20 protein-coding genes are annotated in these 24,186 nt (G+C 51.3%); 14 read left to right on the top strand and 6 right to left on the bottom strand.

Annotation, left to right across the window (positions count from 1 at the left end; genetic code table 11):
* Window positions 1-136: 136 nt before the first annotated feature.
* Both cysS and DCW36_RS12650 read left to right on the top strand, forming a co-directional pair.
* Window positions 137-1,627 carry a cysteine--tRNA ligase gene (gene cysS, locus DCW36_RS12655; RefSeq protein WP_114782714.1) on the top strand — a complete coding sequence of 497 codons (1,491 nt, stop codon included), beginning with the start codon at window positions 137-139 and terminating at the stop codon, window positions 1,625-1,627.
* Complete coding sequence (locus DCW36_RS12650) at window positions 1,617-2,627, top strand: M28 family peptidase (protein ID WP_164891120.1); 1,011 nt, start codon at window positions 1,617-1,619, stop codon at window positions 2,625-2,627. The genes cysS and DCW36_RS12650 overlap by 11 nt, the downstream gene beginning before the upstream one ends.
* Window positions 2,628-2,767: 140 nt before the next feature.
* On the opposite strand, the gene DCW36_RS12645 is transcribed toward DCW36_RS12650, so the two are convergent.
* The gene (locus DCW36_RS12645) at window positions 2,768-3,418 is read right to left on the bottom strand and encodes a DUF4136 domain-containing protein (protein WP_114782712.1); all 651 of its coding nucleotides are present in this window, start codon (window positions 3,416-3,418) and stop codon (window positions 2,768-2,770) included.
* A gap of 265 nt (window positions 3,419-3,683) precedes the next feature.
* Between DCW36_RS12645 and DCW36_RS12640 the strand changes: the two genes are divergently transcribed.
* The 4 genes from DCW36_RS12640 to DCW36_RS12625 all read left to right on the top strand — a co-directional run bounded on the left by DCW36_RS12640 (window position 3,684) and on the right by DCW36_RS12625 (window position 7,808).
* Window positions 3,684-4,739, top strand: coding sequence for a class I fructose-bisphosphate aldolase (locus tag DCW36_RS12640; RefSeq protein ID WP_114782711.1), 1,056 nt, complete (start codon window positions 3,684-3,686; stop codon window positions 4,737-4,739).
* Window positions 4,740-4,903: 164 nt separating this feature from the next.
* Window positions 4,904-5,809 (top strand): acetyl-CoA carboxylase, carboxyltransferase subunit beta, encoded by a 906-nt coding sequence (gene accD, locus DCW36_RS12635; RefSeq protein WP_114782710.1) that lies wholly within the window; start codon window positions 4,904-4,906, stop codon window positions 5,807-5,809.
* Between the two features lie 216 nt (window positions 5,810-6,025).
* On the top strand, window positions 6,026-6,784 hold the full coding sequence (locus DCW36_RS12630; protein WP_240676163.1) for an OmpA family protein: 759 nt from the start codon (window positions 6,026-6,028) through the stop codon (window positions 6,782-6,784).
* Between the two features lie 307 nt (window positions 6,785-7,091).
* Window positions 7,092-7,808 carry an OmpA family protein gene (locus DCW36_RS12625; protein WP_240676162.1) on the top strand — a complete coding sequence of 239 codons (717 nt, stop codon included), beginning with the start codon at window positions 7,092-7,094 and terminating at the stop codon, window positions 7,806-7,808.
* Between the two features lie 195 nt (window positions 7,809-8,003).
* Here the strand turns inward: DCW36_RS12625 and DCW36_RS12620 are convergent, their stop codons facing one another.
* Entirely contained in the window at window positions 8,004-8,693 is a 690-nt protein-coding gene (locus DCW36_RS12620) for an MBL fold metallo-hydrolase (RefSeq protein ID WP_114782708.1), read from the bottom strand.
* A gap of 211 nt (window positions 8,694-8,904) precedes the next feature.
* On the opposite strand from DCW36_RS12620, the gene DCW36_RS12615 reads away from it, so the two are divergent.
* Window positions 8,905-9,612 carry an endonuclease III domain-containing protein gene (locus DCW36_RS12615; protein ID WP_114782707.1) on the top strand — a complete coding sequence of 236 codons (708 nt, stop codon included), beginning with the start codon at window positions 8,905-8,907 and terminating at the stop codon, window positions 9,610-9,612.
* Between the two features lie 425 nt (window positions 9,613-10,037).
* On the opposite strand, the gene aspS is transcribed toward DCW36_RS12615, so the two are convergent.
* The 3 genes from aspS to DCW36_RS12600 form a co-directional block, all read right to left on the bottom strand.
* On the bottom strand, window positions 10,038-11,801 hold the full coding sequence (aspS, locus tag DCW36_RS12610; RefSeq protein ID WP_114782706.1) for an aspartate--tRNA ligase: 1,764 nt from the start codon (window positions 11,799-11,801) through the stop codon (window positions 10,038-10,040).
* A gap of 178 nt (window positions 11,802-11,979) precedes the next feature.
* A complete protein-coding gene (locus tag DCW36_RS12605) occupies window positions 11,980-12,372 on the bottom strand; it encodes a GtrA family protein (RefSeq protein ID WP_114782705.1) in 393 nt (130 codons plus the stop codon).
* Between the two features lie 287 nt (window positions 12,373-12,659).
* Window positions 12,660-13,103 carry a hypothetical protein gene (locus tag DCW36_RS12600; protein ID WP_114782704.1) on the bottom strand — a complete coding sequence of 148 codons (444 nt, stop codon included), beginning with the start codon at window positions 13,101-13,103 and terminating at the stop codon, window positions 12,660-12,662.
* Window positions 13,104-13,299: 196 nt separating this feature from the next.
* Between DCW36_RS12600 and DCW36_RS12595 the strand changes: the two genes are divergently transcribed.
* The 7 genes from DCW36_RS12595 (at window position 13,300) to DCW36_RS12565 (ending at window position 21,420) form a co-directional block, all read left to right on the top strand.
* Window positions 13,300-13,854, top strand: coding sequence for a hypothetical protein (locus DCW36_RS12595; protein ID WP_114782703.1), 555 nt, complete (start codon window positions 13,300-13,302; stop codon window positions 13,852-13,854).
* A gap of 82 nt (window positions 13,855-13,936) precedes the next feature.
* The gene (locus tag DCW36_RS12590) at window positions 13,937-14,389 is read left to right on the top strand and encodes a nucleoside deaminase (RefSeq protein WP_164891119.1); all 453 of its coding nucleotides are present in this window, start codon (window positions 13,937-13,939) and stop codon (window positions 14,387-14,389) included.
* 87 nt (window positions 14,390-14,476) lie between these two features.
* Entirely contained in the window at window positions 14,477-15,085 is a 609-nt protein-coding gene (locus DCW36_RS12585) for a superoxide dismutase (RefSeq protein ID WP_114782702.1), read from the top strand.
* Window positions 15,086-15,200: 115 nt separating this feature from the next.
* Complete coding sequence (locus DCW36_RS12580) at window positions 15,201-16,682, top strand: MBOAT family O-acyltransferase (RefSeq protein ID WP_114782701.1); 1,482 nt, start codon at window positions 15,201-15,203, stop codon at window positions 16,680-16,682.
* Window positions 16,657-17,631: a hypothetical protein gene (locus DCW36_RS12575; protein ID WP_125185418.1), complete on the top strand. Its 975-nt coding sequence runs from the start codon at window positions 16,657-16,659 to the stop codon at window positions 17,629-17,631. The genes DCW36_RS12580 and DCW36_RS12575 overlap by 26 nt, the downstream gene beginning before the upstream one ends.
* Window positions 17,632-17,714: 83 nt before the next feature.
* Entirely contained in the window at window positions 17,715-20,189 is a 2,475-nt protein-coding gene (locus DCW36_RS12570) for a DUF2339 domain-containing protein (protein WP_114782699.1), read from the top strand.
* On the top strand, window positions 20,137-21,420 hold the full coding sequence (locus DCW36_RS12565) for a DUF3999 family protein (RefSeq protein WP_114782698.1): 1,284 nt from the start codon (window positions 20,137-20,139) through the stop codon (window positions 21,418-21,420). Before DCW36_RS12570 ends, DCW36_RS12565 begins: the two co-directional genes overlap by 53 nt.
* 419 nt (window positions 21,421-21,839) lie before the next feature.
* Here DCW36_RS12565 and DCW36_RS12560 read toward each other — a convergent pair whose 3' ends face one another.
* Complete coding sequence (locus DCW36_RS12560; RefSeq protein WP_114782697.1) at window positions 21,840-24,056, bottom strand: protein-disulfide reductase DsbD family protein; 2,217 nt, start codon at window positions 24,054-24,056, stop codon at window positions 21,840-21,842.
* Between the last annotated feature and the right edge of the window lie 130 nt (window positions 24,057-24,186).

The following is a 24,186-nucleotide window of genomic DNA, read 5'->3' as shown; positions in this document are numbered from 1 at the left end:
ACGTATCATTTCATCACGACCATCAACGGTTCAGACAATTTTCCTAATTTTGAATTTCAATTGCCGCAAATCCTGTATTTGCCTTTCAACATATAAACAGCAGGAGCTCCGGAAGGCGCCCTTTGGTTAGAAAACCATGCAACAGAAACTAAGTCTTTACAATACGCTTACCCGCAAAAAGGAAGTATTTGAGCCGCTGCACGCCCCGCATGTGGGCATGTACGTCTGCGGACCAACCGTGTACGGAGAACCGCACCTGGGCCATGCCCGCAGCTTCGTTACCTTCGATGTGCTGTACCGCTACCTCCGGTACAACGGCTACAAAGTACGCTATGTGCGCAACATTACCGATGTGGGCCACCTTGAAAATGATGCCGACGAAGGCGAAGACAAAATCGAAAAAAGAGCCAAGTTGGAGCACCTCGAGCCCATGGAGGTGGTGCAGCACTACACCAACGTCTTCCACCAGGACATGGAGAAGCTCAACGTATTGCCGCCCGATATTGAACCGCGGGCATCGGGGCACATTATCGAGCAGATCCAGATGATAAGCGAGATACTGGAGAACGGGCTGGCGTACGAGGTAAACGGATCGGTGTATTTTGATGTGCAGGCTTACAACAAAGGGCACAACTACGGCAAGCTGTCGGGCCGTGTGATCGATGACCTCCTGAACAACACCCGGGAACTGGAAGGGCAGCAGGACAAGCGCTCGCCGCTCGACTTTGCCCTCTGGAAAAAAGCTTCTCCCGCACATATCATGCGCTGGCCATCGCCGTGGAGCGATGGCTTCCCGGGCTGGCACCTGGAGTGCTCGGCCATGAGCCGCAAATACCTTGGCACTACCTTTGATATACACGGAGGTGGCTTGGACCTGATGTTCCCGCACCACGAATGCGAGATTGCGCAAAGCCAGGCCAGCCACAGCCATTCCGATGCCGCCCGCTATTGGGTGCATAGCAACATGATCACCATTAACGGGCAGAAAATGGGTAAATCGCTGGGGAATTTTATCAACCTGCGCGAGCTGTTCAGTGGCAGCCATAAAATGCTCACCGATCAGTATTCTCCCATGACGGTGCGCTTCTTTATCCTGCAGGCGCACTACCGCAGCCCGCTGGACTTCAGCAACGAAGCGCTGCAGGCGGCCCGCAAAGGCTACCTCAAACTCATGAACGGGCTGCGCGTGCTCGATAAGCTGGAGTATTCCGAAGAGGGACACACTCCTGACGAGAAGCTGAACGAGGACCTGCAGAAACTGGCGCAGGATTGCTTCCGTGGCCTAAATGATGACATGAACACGGCCCGTACCATTGCCTCGCTGTTCAACCTGTTAAAGAAGATAAACAGTCTGTACCTGGGGCAGTTGCCGTTGCAGGCGCTTACCCGAGGCACCTTCGACACGCTTCAGAATACTTATAAAGACATTGTGCAGGAAGTGCTGGGGCTGAAAGAAGAATCGAGCCTCGATACAGAGGAAATGCTGGACCTGGTGCTCGATTTTTATAAGGAAGCCAAAGAAACCAAAGCATACGATAAAGTAGATAGTATCCGGGCAGAGCTGAAAAAGCAGGGGATTGTAATAAAAGACCTGAAGTCCGGAATTGATTGGGCTTATGAAGAATAAAATGAATATACCGGCGCTACTGCTAGGTGTGGTCCTGGCCATTGCCGGCTGCGATTCCAGTGAACAAAAAGCCGACGACAACGCTACGGCTGTGGCGGAGAAGGCTGTTGTGGAAGCACCCGAGTTCAATGCCGACTCGGCTTATAACTATGTGGCCAAGCAGGTGGCGTTCGGGCCGCGTATTCCAAACACAGCGCCGCATTACCAGACAGGCGAGTACCTGATCGGCAAGCTCAAGGAGCTGGGGGCGGAAGTGCAGGTACAGAATTTCCAGATGGAGGCTTACGATGGCAAAATGCTCAACCTCCGCAACATCATCGCTTCGTTTAAACCAAAGGCAGCCAACCGGGTGCTGCTGGCCGCGCACTGGGATTCTCGCCCGTTTGCCGATAAAGACGAAACCAATCCGCAGGAACCTATAGAGGGGGCCAACGACGGCGCCAGTGGCGTAGGTATTTTGCTGGAAATTGCCCGCGTGTTAGGTTCTGCAGCGCAAAAGCCGGATGTGGGGGTGGATATTATCCTGTTCGACGGCGAGGACTATGGTCAGCCTGAGGATAGCGGCCTCCCGTATAAAGACGATACCTGGTGCCTGGGCGCCCAGTACTGGAGCCGCAACATGCACACAGCCAACTACAGAGCCAAGTACGGTATCCTGCTGGACATGGTGGGCGCTGAAAATGCCAAGTTCGCCCGCGAAGGAACCTCCATGCGCTATGCCAAAAACGTAGTGGCTAAAGTGTGGCGTGCCGGAAACCGCTTAGGCTACTCCGACTACTTTAAGTATGTAGATGCCCCCGGCATCACCGACGACCACACCTACATCAATGCCTGGGCCAAAATCCCGACCATCGACATCATCGAGTACAACATGGGCGCCACCGACGGCGATTACTTCGGCCCCTACCACCACCGCCACACCGACACCATGGACATCATCAGCAAAAAAACGCTGAAAGCCGTGGGGCAAACGGTGCTGCATGTGTTGTATAACGAGTAGCGGCTGCATTTTTGGGTTTGCTGCAGCAGCCACCACAGCCTTAGCTCCTCCTTTGAGAGGAGTTTTTGGTGGAGAATATGTTTTTTGCTGCAGAAAGTTCTGCTGCACCAGCCACCACAGCCTCTGCTGCTATTTACAGCCTACGGGATCAGGCCATCCTGCCGCATTCTGGTTACGGTAAGCCGGGCAAAGTCTTCGGAAAACTCCCTGTTGACCGAGGGGTTGTAGCTCCTGGACTGGGCCGACCAAAGCAGGTTTTCGGTATCGGCATCGTAGAGGTTGGTTTCCAGGAAATAAATTTTGTCTTCGCGGTAATAGCCCGGGTCGTAAAAGGTAGGATACCAGTAGGAGTAATAGCCTCTGAAGGTACCGTACCAGCCAAAACGTGAAACGGGCGCATAAGGGCCATACATAGAGCCCGGCACATAACGGGTTTCCGTTTCTTCTTCTACAACGGCTGCAGTCAGTATGGCATCAAAGTCAGCTCCTTTTACCTTATCCAGTATTACATCGGCTGCATTGCTCTCCCGCATAACCGTAGGCGGAAAAAGGTCGATGCTTTTGGTAACATGCACGCCCCGTTGCTGCAGTTGTGCCTGCAGGTCGCCTTCTACAACTTGCCTTGCCTTTACGTTGTCGGTAAGGGCTGCTACCAGAACCCGGTTGTATTGTTGTCCGGTTGCTTTCGGGTTTTTCCAGGTGCCTGTAATCTGCGTAGTTGGCGAGCAGGAAGCAACAAACACTAATGCCAGTATACAATAGGCCGCGATCGTTCTTGCTAATTTTTTCATAGTTATCAGTTGCGTTTTAGGTTCTATTTGCATCAACGCTGTTCGCCCCATTTTAGATACCTGTTGCGCCTGCACTGGCTGTTTCGGATGCTTGTTTCGCGGCGGAAATAGCAGTAAGGGGTGTAGTGCCGTAATTTAACTTAACATTTTGGTGAGGTTAAGGTATATAAAAGGTAGTCAGGAAATTGTAACAAATGTAGTTGCGGAAGCACTGGCTGTTAACCTGTTATTTATCTTTCTCATTCTCATTAAAAGGAGTAAACCTATGGCATACGATAACATAGTTTCTTTGCTGGGCGCTGATGCCGGTACGCTGCTGGAGCATGAAAGCAAAACCTTCGCAAAAGAGCAGTTGCACCTGCCCGGCCCCGACTTTGTAGACCGCATCTTTGCCCAGTCTAACCGGAGCCCGCAGGTGTTGCGCAACCTGCAGCAGTTGTTCGATCATGGTCGCCTGGCCGGCACGGGCTATCTCTCTATCCTGCCGATAGACCAGGGCATAGAACATACAGCGGGAGCCTCGTTTGCTCCTAACCCGATTTATTTCGACCCGGAAAATATCTTAAAGCTGGCCATGGAAGGCGGTTGTAATGCCGTAGCCACTACCTTTGGCAACCTGGCTATGCTGTCGCGGAAGTATGCCCACAAAATTCCGTTTGTGGTAAAGATCAACCACAACGAGTTGCTTACTTATCCTACCAAGTACAACCAGATCATGTTTGGTTCGGTGGAAGATGCCTGGAACCTGGGTGCCGCTGCCGTAGGTGCTACCATTTATTTTGGGTCGGAAGAATCGTCGCGGCAGATCATGGAGGTGTCGGAGGCGTTTGAGCAGGCACACGCATTGGGCATGGCCACCATTTTGTGGTGCTACACCCGCAACAGCGCCTTTAAAAAAGGAGACATCGACTACCATACTGCTGCCGACATTACTGGGCAGGCCAACCACCTGGGCGTTACCATCCAGGCCGATATCATCAAGCAGAAACTGCCGACCAATAACGGCGGCTTTACCGCCATCGGCTTCTCCAAGTCCGACAAACGCATGTACAGCGAGTTGTCCAGCAACAACCCCATCGACCTTACCCGCTACCAGGTGGCCAACTGCTACATGGGGCGCGCCGGCCTGATAAATTCCGGAGGCGAGTCCGGAGGATCAGATCTGCAGGACTCGGTTCGTACAGCTGTCATCAACAAGCGGGCCGGGGGTATGGGACTGATACTGGGCCGGAAAGCATTTCAGAAAGATTTTTCGGATGGCGTAGCGCTGTTAAACGCTGTTCAGGACGTTTATCTGGCAAAAGAAATTACAATTGCATAACCTGTAGCAGAACTCCGGAATATTAACTAAATTTACGACCCGCTTTTCAGAGGCTCAATAAGTTTCGGGAGCAGGTGTGTTGCTTGTTATACTTTCTGTATTCCAGCAAATTGGCAGAGTTTATATCAGAAATCCTAAATGTGTTGTAAGCACGCTATCACTATATGATACCTTGGTTTAAACGAGTAGAAAAAGGAATTATCACCCCAACCGAAGAGAAGAAGGAAACTCCGGACGGCTTGTGGTATAAGTGCCCCGATTGCAAAACAGTAACCAGCATGGCAGAGCACCGCAAGAATCTGAATACTTGCGTTAAATGCAACTACCACGACCGCATTGGGTCTGAAGAATATTTCGCCATCCTGTTCGACGGGAACCAGTTTGCAGAACTGGATGCCGGCATGTCGTCGGCAGATCCGCTTCATTTTGTGGATACAAAACCTTACCCCAACCGCACCAAAACCACGCAGCAGAAAACCGGTCTGAAAGATGCCGTTCGTACCGCGCATGGCAAAATAAACGGTCAGGAACTGGTAATAGCCTGTATGGACTTCGCTTACATAGGCGGTTCCATGGGATCGGTAGTAGGTGAGAAAATTGCCCGTGCCATAGACTATGCCCGTAAGAACCGTCTGCCTTTCCTGATGATTTCCAAATCGGGTGGTGCCCGTATGATGGAAGCCGGCTATTCGCTGATGCAGATGGCCAAAACCTCTGCCAAACTGGCTTTACTGGCCGAAGAAAAACTGCCGTACATCTCGTTGCTGACAGACCCTACGACTGGTGGTGTAACAGCTTCGTATGCCATGCTGGGCGACTTTAATATTGCCGAGCCGGGCGCACTTATTGGTTTTGCAGGCCCTCGCGTTATAAAAGAAACCATAGGCAAAGACCTGCCAAAAGATTTCCAGAGTTCGGAGTTTGTGCTCGAACATGGCTTCCTGGATTTTATTGTAGACCGCAAAGAACTGAAACAAAAGCTCAGCGACCTGTTAAAGATGGTTTTACCTGCCCAGGCAGACCAGCCGGCTGCTCCTAAACCACAAAAAACTGTAGCAAAAGCATCCTGATATATAGATTGTACACAATATTTTGCAAGCCTGGCAGTTATACTGTCGGGCTTTTTATTTGATCAAAAAATGTATTATTCCGGTATTTAATTACTAAGGCGGGTTTAGCCGTTGCAGGCGTAAGTTTGGCACCAGTATTGCAAAGAGCTATTCAGGCACCGGTTTATCGCTGCTCAAACAACAAAACCAAAACAAACAATAATAAAAACCAAACACATGAAAATTGTAAAATTATCCTTGACCTCTTTTCTGGCAGCTACCATGCTGTTCACATCCTGCCAGTCGTCGCGACCTGTCGCTTCTTCCGAAAACAGATCGACTACCACCGGTTCAACAACCGAAACAGCCACTACCGGCAGCAACAAGCCGGGCATGTCTAAAACAACAAAAGGTGGCGTGATTGGCGCCGGTACCGGTGCTGTGCTGGGAGGCGTGATCGGTAACAGGATGGGCAATACTGCCGCAGGAGCCATTATTGGAGCTGCCGTGGGTGGTGCCACCGGCGCCGTAATCGGTCGTCGGATGGATAAGCAGGCCGAAGAACTGGAGAAAAGCATGGAAGGTGCAAAGGTAGAGCGTGTGGGCGAGGCAATTCGTGTTAACTTCGATTCGGGTATCCTCTTTGCCGTAAACTCAGCCGAGCTAAGTGCAGGCGCCAAACGCGATATAGACCGACTGGCCGAAACGCTTCAGAAATATGACGGCACCAACATTATTATAGAGGGCCACACCGACAACACCGGTACCCGCGAACTGAACCAGGGCCTTTCGGAGCGTCGTGCCCAGGCAGTAGCAAACTATGCCAAAATGCGCGGTGTAGATGCGTCGCGTATGCAAGCCAAAGGATATGCCTTTGATCAGCCTATCGCAGAGAACACCACGGCAGAAGGCCGCCAGCAAAACCGCCGCGTCGAAATCATTATCGTTGCCAACGAGGAGCTGAAGCAGGCTGCTGAGAGAGGCGAACTAAAATAAGCATCCTATATTAACAATACAGGGGGCGCCTGCTATCGTTCGGTAGCAGGCGCTTTTTTTAGCTGAATGGTGTAGCCAGGCACAATCGTCTGCATCACCACGCATAAACCTAAACTTTGTTTCAGCCGTTAAAGCTTTTAATAATGGTTATAAGCGTTTGAAAGCCAGTAAGTAACTGGAATTACAGCGGTGAACAGCCAGAAAAATAATCGAAGGGCAGCTGCCCCGGACCGAACATTTTGCTAAAACTTAAGTATTACGCATTGAACCGATATAGTTCGAACTAATAAGATCAAAAATGAAAAGTATGAAAAAATTAAAAATCTATTTGTCAGTTTTCGCCATCCTGGGCATGTTATCCACTTCCTGCAGTTCCAGTCAGTCTGGTACCACTGCCAGCACCGGTGGAGAAGACAAGGGTATGAGTAAAACAACCAAAGGAGGTATAATCGGAGCTGGCACAGGCGCAGTTATTGGTGGTGTAATCGGTAACAGAGCCGGTAATACTGCTGCGGGTGCCATTATTGGTGCTGCGGTGGGTGGTGCCACGGGTGCTGTAATCGGACGCCGGATGGATAAGCAGGCTGAGGAACTGGAGCGTGAGCTGGAAAATGCCAAAGTAGAGCGTGTAGGCGAGGGTATCCAGGTAACGTTTGATTCCGGTATCCTGTTTGCAACCAACTCTACGGAGTTACAGCCTAGCGCGCGTACCGAAATTGCCAAGCTGGCCGAAACCCTGAAGAAGTATCCGGGAACAAATATCCTGGTAGAAGGCCATACCGACAATACCGGTACCCGGGAATATAACCAGGGCCTTTCGGAGCGTCGTGCCCAGGCGGTTGCCAACTATGCTACCTCGTTGGGAGTAGAGCGCAGCCGCATCCAGACCAAAGGCTATGCCTTCGACCAGCCAGTAGCTGACAACAGCACAGCTTCCGGTCGTCAGCAGAACAGGCGCGTTGAAATCGCGATTTTTGCAAGCGAAGAAATGAAGAAAGCTGCTGAAAGAGGCGAGCTGAAGTAATATAAAGCGTTTGAGATTCTTAACCGGCCATGCCTTCGGGCATGGCCGGTTTTTTTTGTGCTGCTGCAGCTGCCACCACAACCACTGCTGTTCCTTGCAGGAAGGTTATAAACAACCTGAGCAGGCAACTTCATCTTCAACGCCCATGCTAATAATTGAAGTGAAGCAGTGGTTGTGGTGGCAGCTGCAGTGCTATCAGGCCATCAGGCTTTTTTCATAAAAGACCAGCCGGATGGGGTTGTCCGGAGGGTTCTTGGTAGGGTCGCAATGGTAACCATAGGTTTTGTAGCCATTGAGGTAAGGTAATAGCTTTTTATAGTAGGCGTGGCCCGTGTTTTCGGCATCGAAGGTGATGTCATGAAAAACACAGGTTGGCAACTGGGGCAGTTTCTCCAGCCGCTCAAAAAGCACGTCGGGCCTGGCCAGGTCGCCGGAATAGGCAATACGGGTGTTGTCGTCGAAAATATAGGCATACGATTGCATACCTTCGGAATGTTGCCCATAGGTATCTATTACCCTTATCCCTTCAAACTGATCCAGCGGTACAAATTCTACATACTTCTCCGAATCTTTTAGCTGAATCTCCAGCAACTCCTGAATCTGCATCCTGAACTGTTCCGAAGAATAGAGCAGGGAGAGCCGATCCCGCTTTTCGATAATATGCCTGTGAAGCAGCAGGCTTGCCAGCGAGCCGGTGTGGTCGTTGTGCAGGTGCGTGAGCAGGATGTAATCTATTTTGCTGACAAGGTTTTTCTGTACAAGCGTAGGATAAACCGTAAAACCACAGTCGAGTAAGATGGTTTTGTCTTTGAATTCTAATAAGGCAGCGGAGTTAAGATAATCTACATCAAAGGCTCCGCCGGTCCCTAAAAATTTAATCTGCATAAAAAAAGTAAAATGTTCGCCCTTTATTCCGAATGTTATAGCGTTTTACATTGCAAATAGTTGTGTAAAAAATACAGTTTTTATAAGGGACTTTAGAAATAAATCTAAATTTTAAGGAGCAGGTATGGGTATAGTGGCAGGAACTGCAGAAAGGATGCTTCAACAGATAGAAGCAGGTGCACGTACAAAACAGGACTAAACTTGCCTGCTGATGGACGCGCACGAACTACTCCCAAAAGAAAAGACGCTGCAAACACACGAGCTCCTGAACGATGCCTACAAGGTGCTGAAGCTCGAAAGCCGCCGTACGCCCATGCACGAACTCATCTCGACGATGCTCTCGCACCGCACCACCCACGCCGACGAAGAAAAAGCTTACTACCGCATGCTGGAGCAGTTCGGCGACTGGGAAGGGGTGATGAATGCACCTGCAGATGAACTGGCCAAAGCCATTGCCACCTCGCGTTACCCGGAGCAGAAAGCCCCGCGCATACAGGAAACGCTGCGCCTCATAAAAGAAGAACGTGGTGAGATAAACATTGATTTCCTGCAGGATATGCCGGCAGAAGAGGCGCTGGCCTGGCTCACGAAACTGCCCGGCGTGGGCCTGAAAACGGCAAGCTTGCTGTTGCTCTTTAACTACAAAAAACCGGTGCTGCCCGTAGACACGCACGTGTTCCGGGTAAGCCAGCGCGTCGGGCTGATCGGGGCCAAAGTAACAGCCAACAAAGCACACACGCTCCTGCTACACATGCTTCCCCCGGACCCGGTGGTGCTGTACAACTTCCACATCCACCTGCTCTGGCACGGGCAGCGCATCTGCACCTGGCACAAACCCAAATGCGAAGCCTGCGTGCTTAACGGCATCTGCAACTATTACCAGGACGTGCGGGAAAAAGGAATAGACCAGGCAGCTTAGGAGTTTGGGAGTTTAGGAGTTTAGGAGTTAGAGAGTTTAGGAGGTAGAGAAGTAGAGAGGTAGAAATTTTGTAGGGGTTGAAGATTTTCAACCCTGTAACAGAAAGGTAGAGAGGCTGGGTATTATGATCTGTAGAGACGCGGTGCCCGCGTCTACTCCTGCACGGGCCACAAACAATTTCAATCCTGTTACTCCTTAAATCTTCTTAATCTTGTTCAGACAAACCTAATCCTGAAAATTCTTAAAATCCGTAAATCCTGATTCAGACAAACAAAAAATCACAAAAATCATTTTAATCACCGTAAATCAAAGGTTCAGACTAAAATAAAATCACAAAAATCATTTCATCCTACCATCAACGGTCAAAAAAAGGCCTGCTGCACACTGGGTACAACAGGCCTCTTATCAGCTGAATTTTACTTTTCTTACTTCTTCGTTTCCAGCTCCTTCAGGCGGATGTTCAGTTCGTCGAGCTGCGCTTCGGAAACAGGCGAAGGTGCGTCTATCATTACATCGCGGCCGGAGTTGTTTTTCGGGAAGGCGATGTAGTCGCGGATGGAGTCGGAGCCGCCGAACAGGGAGCAAAGCCTGTCGAAACCAAAAGCCAGTCCACCGTGTGGCGGTGCGCCGTATTCAAAAGCGCTCAGCAGGAAGCCGAACTGGGCTTCGGCTTCTTCTTTTGTAAAGCCCAGCAACTTGAACATCTGCGCCTGCACCCCACGGTCGTGGATACGGATAGATCCGCCGCCTACTTCCACACCATTTATTACCATGTCGTAGGCATTTGCCCGTATGGCGCCCGGATCGGTTTCGATCAGGTGCATGTCCTCTGGCTTTGGCGACGTGAACGGGTGGTGCATGGCGTGGTAACGCTGCGTCTCCTCGTCCCACTCCAGCAGCGGGAAGTCTACTACCCACAGCGGCGAGAATACATTTTTGTCGCGGAGGCCAAGCTGCTCACCTACCTCCAGGCGAAGCTCGTTCAGAGCCTTGCGGGTTTTTGCTTCCGGTCCTGCTAATACCAGCAGCAAATCACCTGGTTCTGCCTCGAAAGCAGCAGCCCAGGCTTGCAGGTCTTCAGGGGAGTAAAATTTATCTACTGACGATTTCACGCTGCCGTCTTCACCTACACGGGCATACACCAGGCCGGTAGCGCCTATCTGCGGACGCTTCACGAAGTTGGTCAGCTCGTCGAGTTGCTTGCGGGTATACGTTGCTGCTCCTTTGGCGTTGATACCTACTACCAGTTCTGCATCGTCAAACACCTTAAAGCCTTTGTTTTTTACCACCTCGTTCAGCTCCACAAAGCGCATCCCGAAGCGGGTGTCGGGCTTGTCGGAGCCGTAGTACTTCATGGCGTCGGCATAGGTCATGCGGGGCAGTTTTTCTATCTTAACGCCACGCACCTTGTCAAACAGGTGTACTGCCAGGCCTTCGAAGGTATTCAGGATGTCCTCCTGTGTCACAAACGACAGCTCGCAGTCTATTTGGGTAAACTCCGGCTGGCGGTCGGCGCGCAGGTCTTCGTCGCGGAAGCATTTTACAATCTGGAAATACTTGTCGAAGCCAGACACCATGAGGAGCTGCTTGAACGTCTGTGGTGACTGCGGCAGTGCATAAAATTCGCCCGGGTTCATGCGGCTCGGCACCACAAAGTCGCGGGCGCCTTCCGGCGTGGACTTGATCAGCACCGGCGTTTCCACCTCGATAAAGTTGAGGCTGTCGAGGTAGTTGCGGGTTTCGCGCATCATGCGGTGGCGCAGCTCCAGGTTGCGGCGCACAGGTGCGCGGCGCAGGTCCAGGTAGCGGTACTTCATGCGCAGGTCGTCGCCGCCGTCGGTTTCGTCTTCGATCAGGAAAGGCGGCAGCTTGGCCGGGTTCAGCACCTCCAGCTTTGTTACCTTCACCTCGATTTCGCCAGTAGGAATTTTATCGTTCTTCGAGAAACGTTCCACCACCTTGCCGGTTGCCTGTATCACAAATTCGCGGCCCAGGGCACGTGCCTGCTCAAATAACTGAGGGTCGGTAACGCCTTCCTCAAAGCTAAGTTGCGTAATGCCGTAGCGGTCGCGGAGGTCAATCCAGAGCATACCGCCCTTATCACGAAGGCGCTGTACCCAGCCGGCCAGTGTAACTTCGTCACCAGCATTGGCTATTCGCAATTCACCGCAAGTATGTGTTCGGAGCATATATTCTTTAAAGTTTGTTAGTGCCAGGTATAATTTTGCACAAATGTAATAATTTGTAAGTTTAAAGCTGTCTTACAGAAGGGAATATGTAGCGAAACCTGTAGTAATACTGCCAGAAAAGGGATGCTGTGGCGCAGTTAGTTGATAAAAAGCTGCAAAGTACCCCAGATTTCAGGTGCTACCGGAACGTGTACAGGTAATTTAATCCGAAGTTCCAGAGCACCACGAGCAGCGTAGCGCCCAGTTTGGCAACATAAAAGTTGAGCCGTGCCCGTTCGGTAAGTAAATACAGGATCAGGTTGTTGAGAAACAGGCCGCCTAGAGCCACCACCGCAAACTTACTGAACTGCCAGCCAATTTCCGGGTCGGTGTTATGGAAGGTCCAGATGCGGTTGAGGATGTAGTTGTTGGTGACTGCCACTACAAAGCCACAGCTGTTGGCTATGTATTTGTTCCACCGCAGCTTCTCTTTGGCAAGATAGGTTATCCCGAAGTCTATTACGGTTCCTGACACGCCCACCAGGCCAAATTTCAGGAACTTCAGAAGGAGCGCTTCTATACTTTCAGACATAGGATGGTAATGTATAAACAGGCTTGGTATCCGAAGCAGAAGGTAAAGACAGTGCTTGCAGATGTATAGCGCCGCAAAAGTAAATACTTCTGGCGCGTCATGCAAATTACGGCTGTTTTCGTTCTGCTGCACCAGCCACCACAGCCTCTGCTGCTCTTCAGGAGAAGAAGGAGAGCGCAAATGGCGAATAAAAAAAGCTGAAGCCACTCCTGTTTACCGGAATAACTTCAGCTTTCTGAATTTATGTTTCAGCCTTTGCCTTTCCAGGGCAAGGAGCTCAGGTTAGATTACTTAAACAAGCCGCCCAGTTTGTCGCCCAGGCCTTTGGTTATTTTATCGGTTAAGCCACCGCCCAGCATGCCCATAATGTCCGACTGGCCCATGCCTTCGCTGGTAACTTTACCGGCAAACTTCTGCATAAGGAAAGTCACCACATACGGCCCCACCTGCCTGGCCACCTGCTCCGGTATGCCGAGTTTTGTGGTCAGGTCGTTGATGTAGTTTTGGATGATCCCGTTAACGGCCGGATGTTCTGTGGGGGCGGTTTTGCCTTTGAGCAGGTTCATAATACCGCTGAAGTCGCCTTTGGTAGCTTCCTGCTTCAGCCCGTTTGTCAGGTTGTCTTTGGCCAGCTCCACCGACCGGTTAGCTTTGTCAGGGGCCAGTTGATACTTGTTTTGCAGCTCTCCGGTTAGCTGCCCTTTTACCTGGTTAATGATGTCTTCCAGCATAATAAAAATGTTTGTTCCTGTGTTACATACAGCAGCTTTTCCGGCTGCCAGCCTTTATAAACGACAGTTGCCGTAAAAAAGGTTATAGGCACAATACTATATATGTTCCTGCCGTTACTGCTTTGGCAAAGTAATTGCTTAATAGAGCACTGTAGCTCTGAAACAAACTGATTTGACAGCACCGCATACCAACCCTATGAATATTCGATTTATTGCCTTATTAGCCATTATTCTGCTGACAGGCGCAGCCCTTGCCGACACCAAGCTGAAAAAGGTACAGATCACCAAAGAAATCAGCGTGATGCTGCCGCAGGATTTTACGCCCCTGCCCGACGACGGCATTGCCCGGAAGTACCCTGCCCCCACCAAACCCTTAGCCGTTTACACCAGTCCTAACGGGCAGATTGACTTCAGCGTAACCCAAAAGCGCTCGCAGTTTAAACCCAGCGACCTGAACATGCTGCGCGAGTTTTACAAAGCGTCGCTGCTCGAGACCTTTACCAAAGTCGATTTTATCCGCGACGAAGTAGTGAAGATAAAGGGCCAGGATTTTATTGTGTTTGAATTTGTGTCGACTTTGGCCGATCAGCGGGCGGGAAGCACGCTGGCGCCTGTGCAGAAGTACAGCACCATCCAGTACACCATCCAGGGCAACCAGTTGCTTATTTTTACACTGCACACGCCCTTTATACTGAAAAAAGAGTGGCAGCCAACGGCACGCGACATCATGAATTCGATTAAAATAAAGTAATAGCTGTTTGTTTAATTTAAGGGGCGCTCCTTTTGCAGGAGGGCCTTTTTTTATACCTTCGGGTGTCGCATTTTCAAAAACTATGGAATTTTTATCGCTCTACAGTGACGAATACTTTATGCAGGAGGCGTACCGGCAGGCGCAGTATGCCCTGGAAGAAGGTGAGATTCCGATCGGGGCCGTGATCGTAGCCAATAACCGCATCATTGCCAAAGCCTACAACCAGACCGAAAAGCTGAACGATGTAACGGCCCACGCCGAGATGATTGCCTTTACAGCCGCTGCCGAATACCTGGGCAACAAATACCTGCACGACTGCACCCTTTATGTAACCGTGGAGCCCTGTGTGATGTGTGCCGGAGCCAGTTACTGGGCGCAGCTGAAGCGGGTGGTGTTTGGAGCCTCCGAACCCAAGCGGGGCTACCGGCGTGTGGGAGCCAACCTGCTGCACCCCCGCACCGAAATGGTAAGCGGTGTGATGGCCCAGGAATGTGCCGATCTTATGACGACATTCTTTTCAAGTAAAAGAAATTAGCTATATTTGAAACTAAGTTTTTGAATGTATACGTACACTGTAAATCTGCACGGATACGATTTTCCACTTATAAAAATATATAAAACTATGGCTTTTGAACTTCCAAAATTACCTTATGCTTACGACGCCCTGGAGCCGCACATCGATGCCCGCACCATGGAGATTCACCATACCAAGCACCACCAGGCGTATACGACCAACCTGAACAACGCAATTCAAGGCACTGACCTGGAAGGTAAGTCTATCGAAGAAATTTTAACCAGCATTCCTGCCGACAACAAAGTGGTACGCAACAACGGCGGTGGCTACTACAACCACAACCTGTTCTGGGAAATTCTTTCTCCAAACGGTGGCGGCCAGCCATCCGGCGAACTGGCAGAAGCTATCAACTCCGCTTTTGGTTCTTTCGACCAGTTTAAAGAGAAATTCAATGCTGCTGCTGCTACCCGTTTCGGTTCCGGCTGGGCATGGCTTTGCGTAAAAGGCGGCAAGCTGGAAGTTTGCTCTACACCGAACCAGGACAACACCCTGATGCCGTTTGCAGAAGGATGCGGCGGTCAGCCAATCCTGGGCCTGGATGTGTGGGAACACGCGTACTACCTGCACTACCAGAACCGTCGCCCGGACTACATCAGCGCGTTCTGGAATGTAGTAAACTGGGACGAAGTAGCACGTCGCTACAAAGCTGCAAAGTAATCCGATCTCATTTTCAGGAAAAGCCCTGCCAGCGATGGCAGGGCTTTTTTGTGCAGGCAGGTTTTATTCCTGAAAAAGTTTGTACAACTTAGCGCTTACTTAACCGTGTATTCAAGTGCTTTTTAACTCCTTCGAGTTTCTTGTCTTTTTCCCGACAGTAGTTTTTCTCTACTTCCTGTTGCCGCACCGTTTCCGGTGGCTGCTGTTGCTGGTGGCCAGCTATGTTTTCTACATGTTCTGGCGTGCCGAATACATCCTGCTGCTCATCATTTCCACGCTGGTGGATTACGGGTGCAGCCGCATGATGGGGCGCTATAGCAACAACGATCAGCATAAACGGAAGCCGTGGCTCTGGCTGAGTCTGGTGTCTAACCTGGGTATCCTGTTTTCCTTTAAGTACTTCGGCTTTTTTGGTATGGCGGCAAACGATCTGGCTGTGCTGTTTGGTATAGATTACGCCGTACCTGCCCTTGAACTGCTGCTGCCCATGGGCATCTCCTTTTACACCTTCCAGACCATGAGCTACTCCATCGATGTGTACTATGGCCGGATACAACCCGAAAAGCACCTGGGCCGGTTTGCGCTCTTTGTTACGTTTTTCCCACAACTGGTGGCTGGCCCTATAGAACGTGCCGGCAACCTGCTGTCCCAGCTCCGGGAGCGCCACGAGTTTAACTATCAGCAGCTATCGGACGGGCTGAAGCTGATGGCCTGGGGTTTCTTTAAAAAACTGGTCATTGCCGACCGGCTGGCGGTGGTGGTGAACCAGGCATATAACGAACCGGCTGAGTACAGTGGCCTGGGGCTGGCCGTGGCAACTATTTTCTTCTCCTTCCAGATTTACTGCGACTTTTCCGGCTATTCCGACATCGCTATTGGCGCGGCGCAGGTAATGGGAATTAACCTGATGCAAAATTTCAGGAGGCCTTTTTTCGCCAGGTCTGTCCGCGAGTTCTGGAGCCGCTGGCACATTTCCCTCTCTACCTGGTTCCGGGACTATGTCTACATCCCCTTGGGTGGCAACCGGGTAGTTAAGTGGCGCTGGTATTACAACCTCTTTCTCACGTTTGTGATCAGCGGGCTCTGGCACGGTGCGAACTGGACCTTCCTGATCTGGGGCGCCTTGCATGGTTTTTACCTGCTGTTCGCCATCCAGACAGAACCGCAGCGAAACAAGCTGGTATACTTACTAAAAGTGGACAAGCAGCCGAAGTTGTACACCATTCTACAAATAGGAACTACGTTTGCCCTGGTAAGCCTGGCTTTCCTGTTTTTCAGAGCGAATACTGTAACCGATGCCTGGTATATCCTGAATAAAATGGTGGTAAATGCACCGCAGGAACTGGCAGGACTGATGCGCCAGTCCATCGCTATTCAAAAAGTTATCCTGTTCGACAGTTACCTGAAGTTTTTCTACATGCTGTTGATGATCGGTTTGCTGCTGACGGTGGAAAAGATACAGTCTGTTATCAGCATCAGGGCTTATCTGCGGGAGAAGCCGCTTGTTGTCCGGTGGTCGCTGAGCTACCTGCTTATTCTGGTGATTTTATTTTTAGGAGCCTTTGAGACAAATGAGTTCATCTACTTCCAGTTCTAAGGTTGCTAGCCGCACCGCTGAGTACCGGAAATTGGGCAGCATGTTGCTCTTCTTCGTGCTGCTCTTTTGTTTCCTGCTGTTGCTGGAGGTAACAATGCAGCATGGCATAAAACAAAACAGGAAAGGAGAAGTCGGGAAGGTTAATGGTATCATCAGTCATGAGCTGGATGCTGACGTTGCCGTTTTTGGTTCTTCTGTAGCCCTGGTACATTTCGATCCTGCTATAATCAGTAACATTACCGGCCTGGAGTGCTATAATTTTGGTTTAAACGGAACAACCTTACCGCAATATCACGGGGTGCTGAGCGAGTACCTGAGCTATGCGAAAGCTGATATTATCGTACTGGCAGGTACTGCAAGCGAGTTGGCTGCAAGGAACCAGCTGTATGAAGTTTATAAATTCCGACATCATTTAGACAATGAGTTGATCTATAACAGCTTGTATGCGCTTGATCCTGCTTTAACCTGGCGACTGAAATATGCTCCTTTCTATAGCTTCAGTATCTACAACAAAGCGTATTACCAGGCTGCCCTGCAGGGATTGCTGGGTAAAGCACAAACTGTAGAAGAACAGAAGGGTTTCTCTCCGGAACATAGAACCTGGAAAGCGCAGGCACGCTTGCAACAAGGAAGGATACCAGAAGAAATTGATACGGCCAGCATTGCACTTTATGCCCAAAAAATAAGGGAGATAAATGCAAAAGGAAAAAAGGCCGTACTGGTGTTAACCCCCATCTTTGTGGAAGGACAGCATAGAATGGCTTTTCTCCCAAAACTACGGGTAATATACCGGCAGCTGGCAGGAGAGGAGAACTATTTTTTTGATTTCACCAGGAGCACCATCTGCCAGAATCCGGAACTGTTCTACAACAACACGCATCTTAATTACAAAGGCGCAGCTTTGTTCTCGGAAGAATTTGCCCGACAGTTGAACGCTGTGGTGCTATAGGTTCAGCCGCAACGGAGGTTACGCTTCATTTTAATATCACAAAGAAAATCTGTAATATAGGCTACTGAACACAGGCCCGTATCATGGAAATTTTTCTGCTGCTTATACTTCTGATTTTGTTGTGGTGGTTCGGAAACCGGATTCTGCAAAGGCTTGATGACCGGAATGAAGAAGTAACGCAGCTGCGGAACGAAGTACGAAGCCTGCGGGAGCAGCTGGGGGAAGCATCCGCAACAACCGGTACTGCCGCTGCGACCATTCCGGCTGCCCGGGAACAGGCTGCACCTGCCAGGCCGGCAACACCACCGGTTGTGCCAACACCGCCCCCTGCGGCACCGCGACCGGCTCCAGTCGCTCTGGGAAAAGAGCTGCCGCTGAAAGAACCTGCCGTACCTGCTATGGCTGAACCTGCGGCTGCTTTTTCGGCTACGCCACCGGCAGCTGCTCCTGTGCCCCCACCACGTGTCGTGCCGCCTCCCGCACCTCCCAAGCCATCTTTCTTTGAGCGGAATCCGGATTGGGAGAAGTTTGTCGGCGAGAACCTGATCAATAAAATCGGGATTGCGATCCTGGTACTGGGCATCGGCTTTTTTGTGAAATATGCCATCGACCAGGACTGGATAAACGAAGTGGGGCGTGTGGCGATCGGGATACTGGCGGGCGGCGCGCTGCTGGGGGTGGCGCACCGGCTGCGCCGCGACTTTAAAGCTTTCAGTTCGGTGTTGGTGGGCGGCGGTATGGCGGTGCTGTATTTTACGATTGCCATTGCGTTTCATGAGTACCAGCTCTTCGGGCAAACGGCGGCATTCCTGCTGATGGTGGGCATCACGGGCTTTACGATTTTCCTCTCGGTAGCCTACGACCGGATAGAGCTGGCGGTGCTGGCGCTGGTGGGCGGTTTCGGGAGCCCGTTTATGGTGAGCACCGGCGAAGGTAATTATGTGGTGCTGTTTACGTTTGTACTCATCCTGAACCTGGGCATCCTGGTGCTGGCTTACTTCAAGAAGTGGAACCTGCTGCACATCATCGCTTACGTTTTTACCATCATCCTGTACAGCGGCTGGCTCACCACCCGCGTTATCGATACACCGGACCCGCCTTATGCAGGGGCCTTGTTTTTTGCCACTATCTTTTACCTGGTGTTCTTCCTGATGAACATCATCAACAACATTAAAGAGCGGCGGCAGTTTACGGCCCCGGAAATCATGATGCTGCTCAGCAACACCTTCCTGTACTATGCGGCGGGGATGTATGTGCTGCAGTATATGGCGGGAGGCGCCGCCTACAAAGGATTATTCACAGCAGCCATTGCCGGGTTCAATTTCCTGTTCGCGTACCTGCTGTACCGCAACCGGAAAGCCGACCGTAACCTGGTGTACCTGCTCATCGGGCTGGTGCTGACCTTCCTGAGCTTGGTGGCGCCGGTGCAACTGGAGGGGAACTACATCACGCTGTTCTGGGCGCTGGAGGCGGTGCTGCTGCTGTGGCTGTCGCAGCGGTCGGGTATCAGCCTGATCCGGGCGGCCTCGGTGGTGGTGCTGGCGCTGATGGCGGTCAGTTTGCTGATGGACTGGGAACTGTATTTTGTGCCGCAACCGGAGCCGCTGGCCATTATCCTGAACAAAGCCTTTATTACAGGTGCAGTGGCTGTGGTGGCACTGGCAGCAACCTTTTTCCTGTTGCGGCGGGAGGGGGACTATATGCTTGGAAAAGTTTTGTCAGCTGAACTTTACCGGTTGGTTGTCGGGACAGCGTTTTGCCTGTTCCTGTACCTGGTGCTGGAGCTCGAGCTGTACTACCAGCTCGACCGCTTCGGGATCAGTTACAGTTCAAAGACCTTTGTTATAGGCTTCTACAACTATCTCTTCGTTGCGGGACTGCTGCTGTACAGCCTGCGCCTGGCTGAACCGGAATACCGGAAAGGAGCAGCCTGGCTGGCGGTGGCGGCAATCGTTAGTTATTTGGTGCTGCTGCAGCCTGCCGCTATAAGTGCCCGCGATACCTATCTGAGAGGGGACATCGGCGGAAGTTCTTTTGTGCTGCATTACCTGTCGTTGGGGCTGGTGCTGTTCTTTATGTGGTTTGTGCTGCGGACGGTGCGGGCACAGTCCGGCTATGAGTCGAGGTGGGGAAAAGTGACGTTGTGGTTTGTGAGTTTTGTAGCGGTTTTCCTGGCGAGTGCCGAGATGGAACACCTCGTTCTGCTGGTGGCTTATGAGCCCGGAACGTCGATATATGAGCTGTTGTCGCAGGTGCGGAAGATTGGTTTTGCCCTTGTCTGGGGCCTCAGTTCGTTTGTGCTCATGTACCTGGGCATGACGCGCAAACTCAAGACGCTCCGCATCATTGCCCTATCGCTCTTTGCCCTCACGCTGCTCAAGCTGTTCCTGTTCGACATCCGGGGCATATCCGAAGGCGGTAAGATTGCAGCGTTTATTTGCCTGGGCCTGATTTTACTGGTGGTGTCGTTTATGTACCAGAAGCTGAAAGTGTTAATTTTAGAGGATGATAAAGCTGCTTCTTCCGATGATACTCATGCCCATGAACAGCCGCTTTAAGCTACTGCTGCTACTGTTGTTCCTGGTGAGCTGCTTTGGTGCTGCTGCCCAGAAGTTCAACTGGCAGGCGCCTGTTGCCCCGGTTGCGGAAAGTGGCTATCACCGTATCCTGTTGTCGCCGGAGGTAACCGGGTATGCTGAGGCAGGTTTTGCAGACCTTCGCCTGTACAATACGGCAGGGGAGGAGGTGCCGTACCTGTTGCGGACGGAGGAACCGGTGCAGTACCGGAGGCTTTTCCGACCCTATAATATTCTCTCCTACACCCACCAAACCGGCTGCTGTTCCGAACTCATCATCGCCAACCCGGAACAACGCAAGATCAACAACATCAGCCTGCTTATCCGCAATGCCGACGTACAGAAAAAGGTAGCGCTCAGCGGCAGCGATAATCAACAGGACTGGTATGTACTGAAGGCGCAGGATGTGCTGTATGCGATTGAAAATACCGAAGGCACCGCCGAAGTAAAGCTGCTCGATTTCCCGCTGAGCGATTACAAATTCTTCCGCCTGCAGCTCAACGATTCCACCAGCGCACCGCTCAACATCCTGAAAGCCGGCTACTACGACACCTTTACCGAAAGTGGCAAGTACACACTGGTGCCGCATCAAAAGATTTCCCGCACCGACAGCGCCGCTACCAAAAAAACTTACCTGCACCTGCTATTTCCACTGCCGGTGTACCCCGAGCGGCTGGAGTTCGACATCACGGCACCTGCCTTGTACTACCGGCAGGCAAGAGTTCTAACCAAAGCTGAACAACCCCGAAGGCGCGGCCTCTTCCGGAAGCGCCGCCGCAGAGAAGCTGTCGCGCCGGCTGTTTCGTTTGTGCTGCACTCGAACGAACCGGCTACTGTTACGCTCCCGCGCAGGCAGGTAGAGGAACTGACGATAGAAATTGAAAATGCTGATAATCCGCCGTTAACCATTGCCGCCGTAAAAGTTTACCAGCTCAACCGTTACCTGGTCGCTGACCTGGAAGCTGGAGAAAGCTATGTGCTGCGTTTCGGCAATGCAAAAGCCAAGACACCGGATTATGAGCTAAGTTATTTCAAAGAGGAGATACCGGAAAACCTGCCTGTACTCCAAACCGGTAACATCGAAAATGTTTCCGCCACCACAGACCGGAAAACACCAACGTCAAAAATTATCATCTGGGCTGCCATTGCCCTAGTTGTCGCCGGGCTGGCGTTTATGACGGTGCGGCTGCTGAATGAAATGAAACGGGGTTAATGTGCTGATTTTTTAATGTGCTAATGTGCTCATGGTTGTGGAGCGGGAATGGTGACAGGTGCAGTAAACTATCTGAACCGTTGATGGTAGGATTGAATGATTTTTGTGATTTTAAATTTGTCTGAATCTGGATTCGTCAGATTCAGGGGTTTTAGGATTATGATACTGCCGCAAGTTTAGCGTCAGCGTACCTTGTGGCTTTTTTCATCAGACAAGCTTTCAGCTTGTGTACCTTCTCCTGTTGACTTTCGCAAGCTGAAAGCTTGCCATATACACACTACCACAAGTTACGCTGATGCTAAACTTGCGGCAGTACATTACTAATACAAAATCCTGTTAATCCATAAATCTGCTTAATCCTGATTCAGACAAAATAATCCTGTTAATCCCTGAATCTGATGAATCCAAATTCAGATAAATTACTGCTGTCGTGCCTTATACGCCGCTACTCCTGCATCCAGGAAGTCAACGAAGTGCTGTGGGTCCAGGTCGTAGGCGATAGGCTTTACCAGCACGTTCTCGTTCTCGTCCATCAGTACGTAGTAGGGCTGCGCGTTTACGTTGAATTTGGAGATTTGGTAGTCTGCGTATTTTTTTCCGAGCGTTTTCTTCTCTTTGTTGTCGTAGCTGCTGGTGTACCATTCCTCCTGCGGCAGTTCGGTTTTATCGTCTACGTACAGGGCTGCAATCACATAGTTTTCCTGCAGGCGGCGCAGTACCTCCGGGTCTGACCATACGCGGGCTTCCATTTCGCGGCAGTTCACGCAGCCGTGGCCTGTAAAGTCGATGAAGATAGGTTTACCTTGTGCTGCGGCACATTTCTTGGCTTGCTCCAGGTCGAAATAACCCTGCAGCCCGTGGGGCAACGACAGGAAATCGTCATACTTCGGCTGCTCGCACAGCTCGTTGGCTGCTGCCGTTGGTGTACTGCTGCCTCTGTTCTGGCGGATGATGGTGGTTAAATCGAAATCGTGGGTAGTCTGCGGGGGCAGGTAGCCGGCCAGCGCTTTGAGCGGCGCTCCAAATAATCCAGGAATCAAATACACCACAAAAGCAAAGGTGGCAATGGCTAAGAACAACCGGGGCACGCTGATGTACGGCAAATCGGAGTCGTGGGAGAAGCGGAGCTTGCCCAGCAGGTAAAAACCCATCAACGTAAAAATCACGATCCAGAGTGCCAGGTAGATTTCGCGGTCCAGTATGCCCCAGTGGTATACCTGGTCGGCGATGCTCAGGAACTTGAGCGCCAAGGCCAGTTCAATAAAACCCAGCACCACCTTCACGGAATTCAGCCAGCCACCGGACCTGGGCAGGCTGCTCAGCCACGACGGGAAAATGGCAAACATGGTAAATGGCAGGGCAAAAGCCAGCGAAAAACCAAACATCCCCACAATCGGGCGCAGGGTTTCGCCTCCGGCCGAGGCTACGAGGATGCTGCCAACAATGGGACCCGTGCAGGAAAACGAAACCAGTACCAGCGTAAACGCCATGAAGAATACCCCAATCAAGCCTCCTCTGTCGGCCTGTGCGTCTACTTTGGTCAGGAACGAACTGGGCAGCGTAATCTCGAACAGCCCGAAAAAGGAAATGGCGAAAATGATGAACACGGCAAAGAAGAGCAGGTTCGGCAGCCAGTGGGTACTGATAAAATTAGCACCCTCAGCTCCAAACAATTTGGCAACCACGGTACCTACAAGCGTGTAAATGGCAATAATAGAAACTCCATACAACAGTGCTTTAAAGATAGCCTGTCCCCGGTTACTGCTGCTGCCTGTAAAAAAGCTCACCGTCATAGGGATCATCGGGAAAACGCAAGGCGTCAGCAGCGCACCCAGGCCGAAGATAAAGGCTACAAAAAAAAACGCCCAGAGTCCTTCCGAACGCTCCTCTTGCAGCTGGTTAACCGCTGGAACAGGAGTTGCCGGTGTTTCAACGGTAGGTGCTACGGCAGTCTGCGTAACGGAATCCAGAGAGGCCGCGGCTGTGGTGTCTTGTGGTGCTGTTCTAGGTTCAGCAGGAGTGGTGGCAGGTGCAGCTGGTTCTGTGGCCTTCTCTGTTCCGGTGGCTGCTTTTGCAGGGCCTGTAGCTGGAGCAGTGGGTGTGGTGGCAGGTGCAGTGTCATTTTTTTTTGCCGGAGCCGCTGCCGTAACCTGTATCTGCTTGTTGGTGAAGGTAAACTCATCGTCGAAGTTGATGCACTTGCCGTCGATGTCGCTGCAGACCTGGTACTCGTAAGTGCCTTTCACTAGCAGGTCGGGTTGCAGCACTTTTATCTTCTGCCGGAACTGGCCCGTGCCGGTAAAGTAGGTGTATTCGCCGCCCCACAGGTCGTCGTACTTTTTCTTCGGGTTTACAGGCCTGAGCTTGCCCACCAGTTCGTAGGAAGGGTGCTTCGCGAATTTAAACTCGGTCACGATTGGCCCCAGGTCCGGGTCGAAGTCGGAGGAGTAGAGGTACCAGTCTTTGATAATGCGGGCGTTAAAGATCAGCTCCACTTCCTCGCCCACTGCTACTTGTTTTTTGGAGACGTCGTAGCTCCAGGTGGCGGGTTTCAGAATCTGGGCCTGTGCCGCAAAGGTTACCAGCAGCAGTAAGAGGGGAGCCAGCAATCGGCTCAATATGTCGGATCTGTTCATGAATGGGAATCTTAGTCAATTGTGCTGCTGGTGTGGAGCAGCGTTTGCAACTTCAGATGAAGACAGCGGGTTTTCATGCTGTCTTCCGGCTTGACGCAAAAGTACGAAAATTGAGGCAAAGACACACGCT

It is taken from the genome of Botryobacter ruber, assembly GCF_003347595.2.
Classification (GTDB): domain Bacteria; phylum Bacteroidota; class Bacteroidia; order Cytophagales; family Hymenobacteraceae; genus Pontibacter; species Pontibacter ruber_A.
Note: the sequence above shows the minus strand (reverse complement) of the source record. Positions and strands in the feature narration are given on the sequence as shown.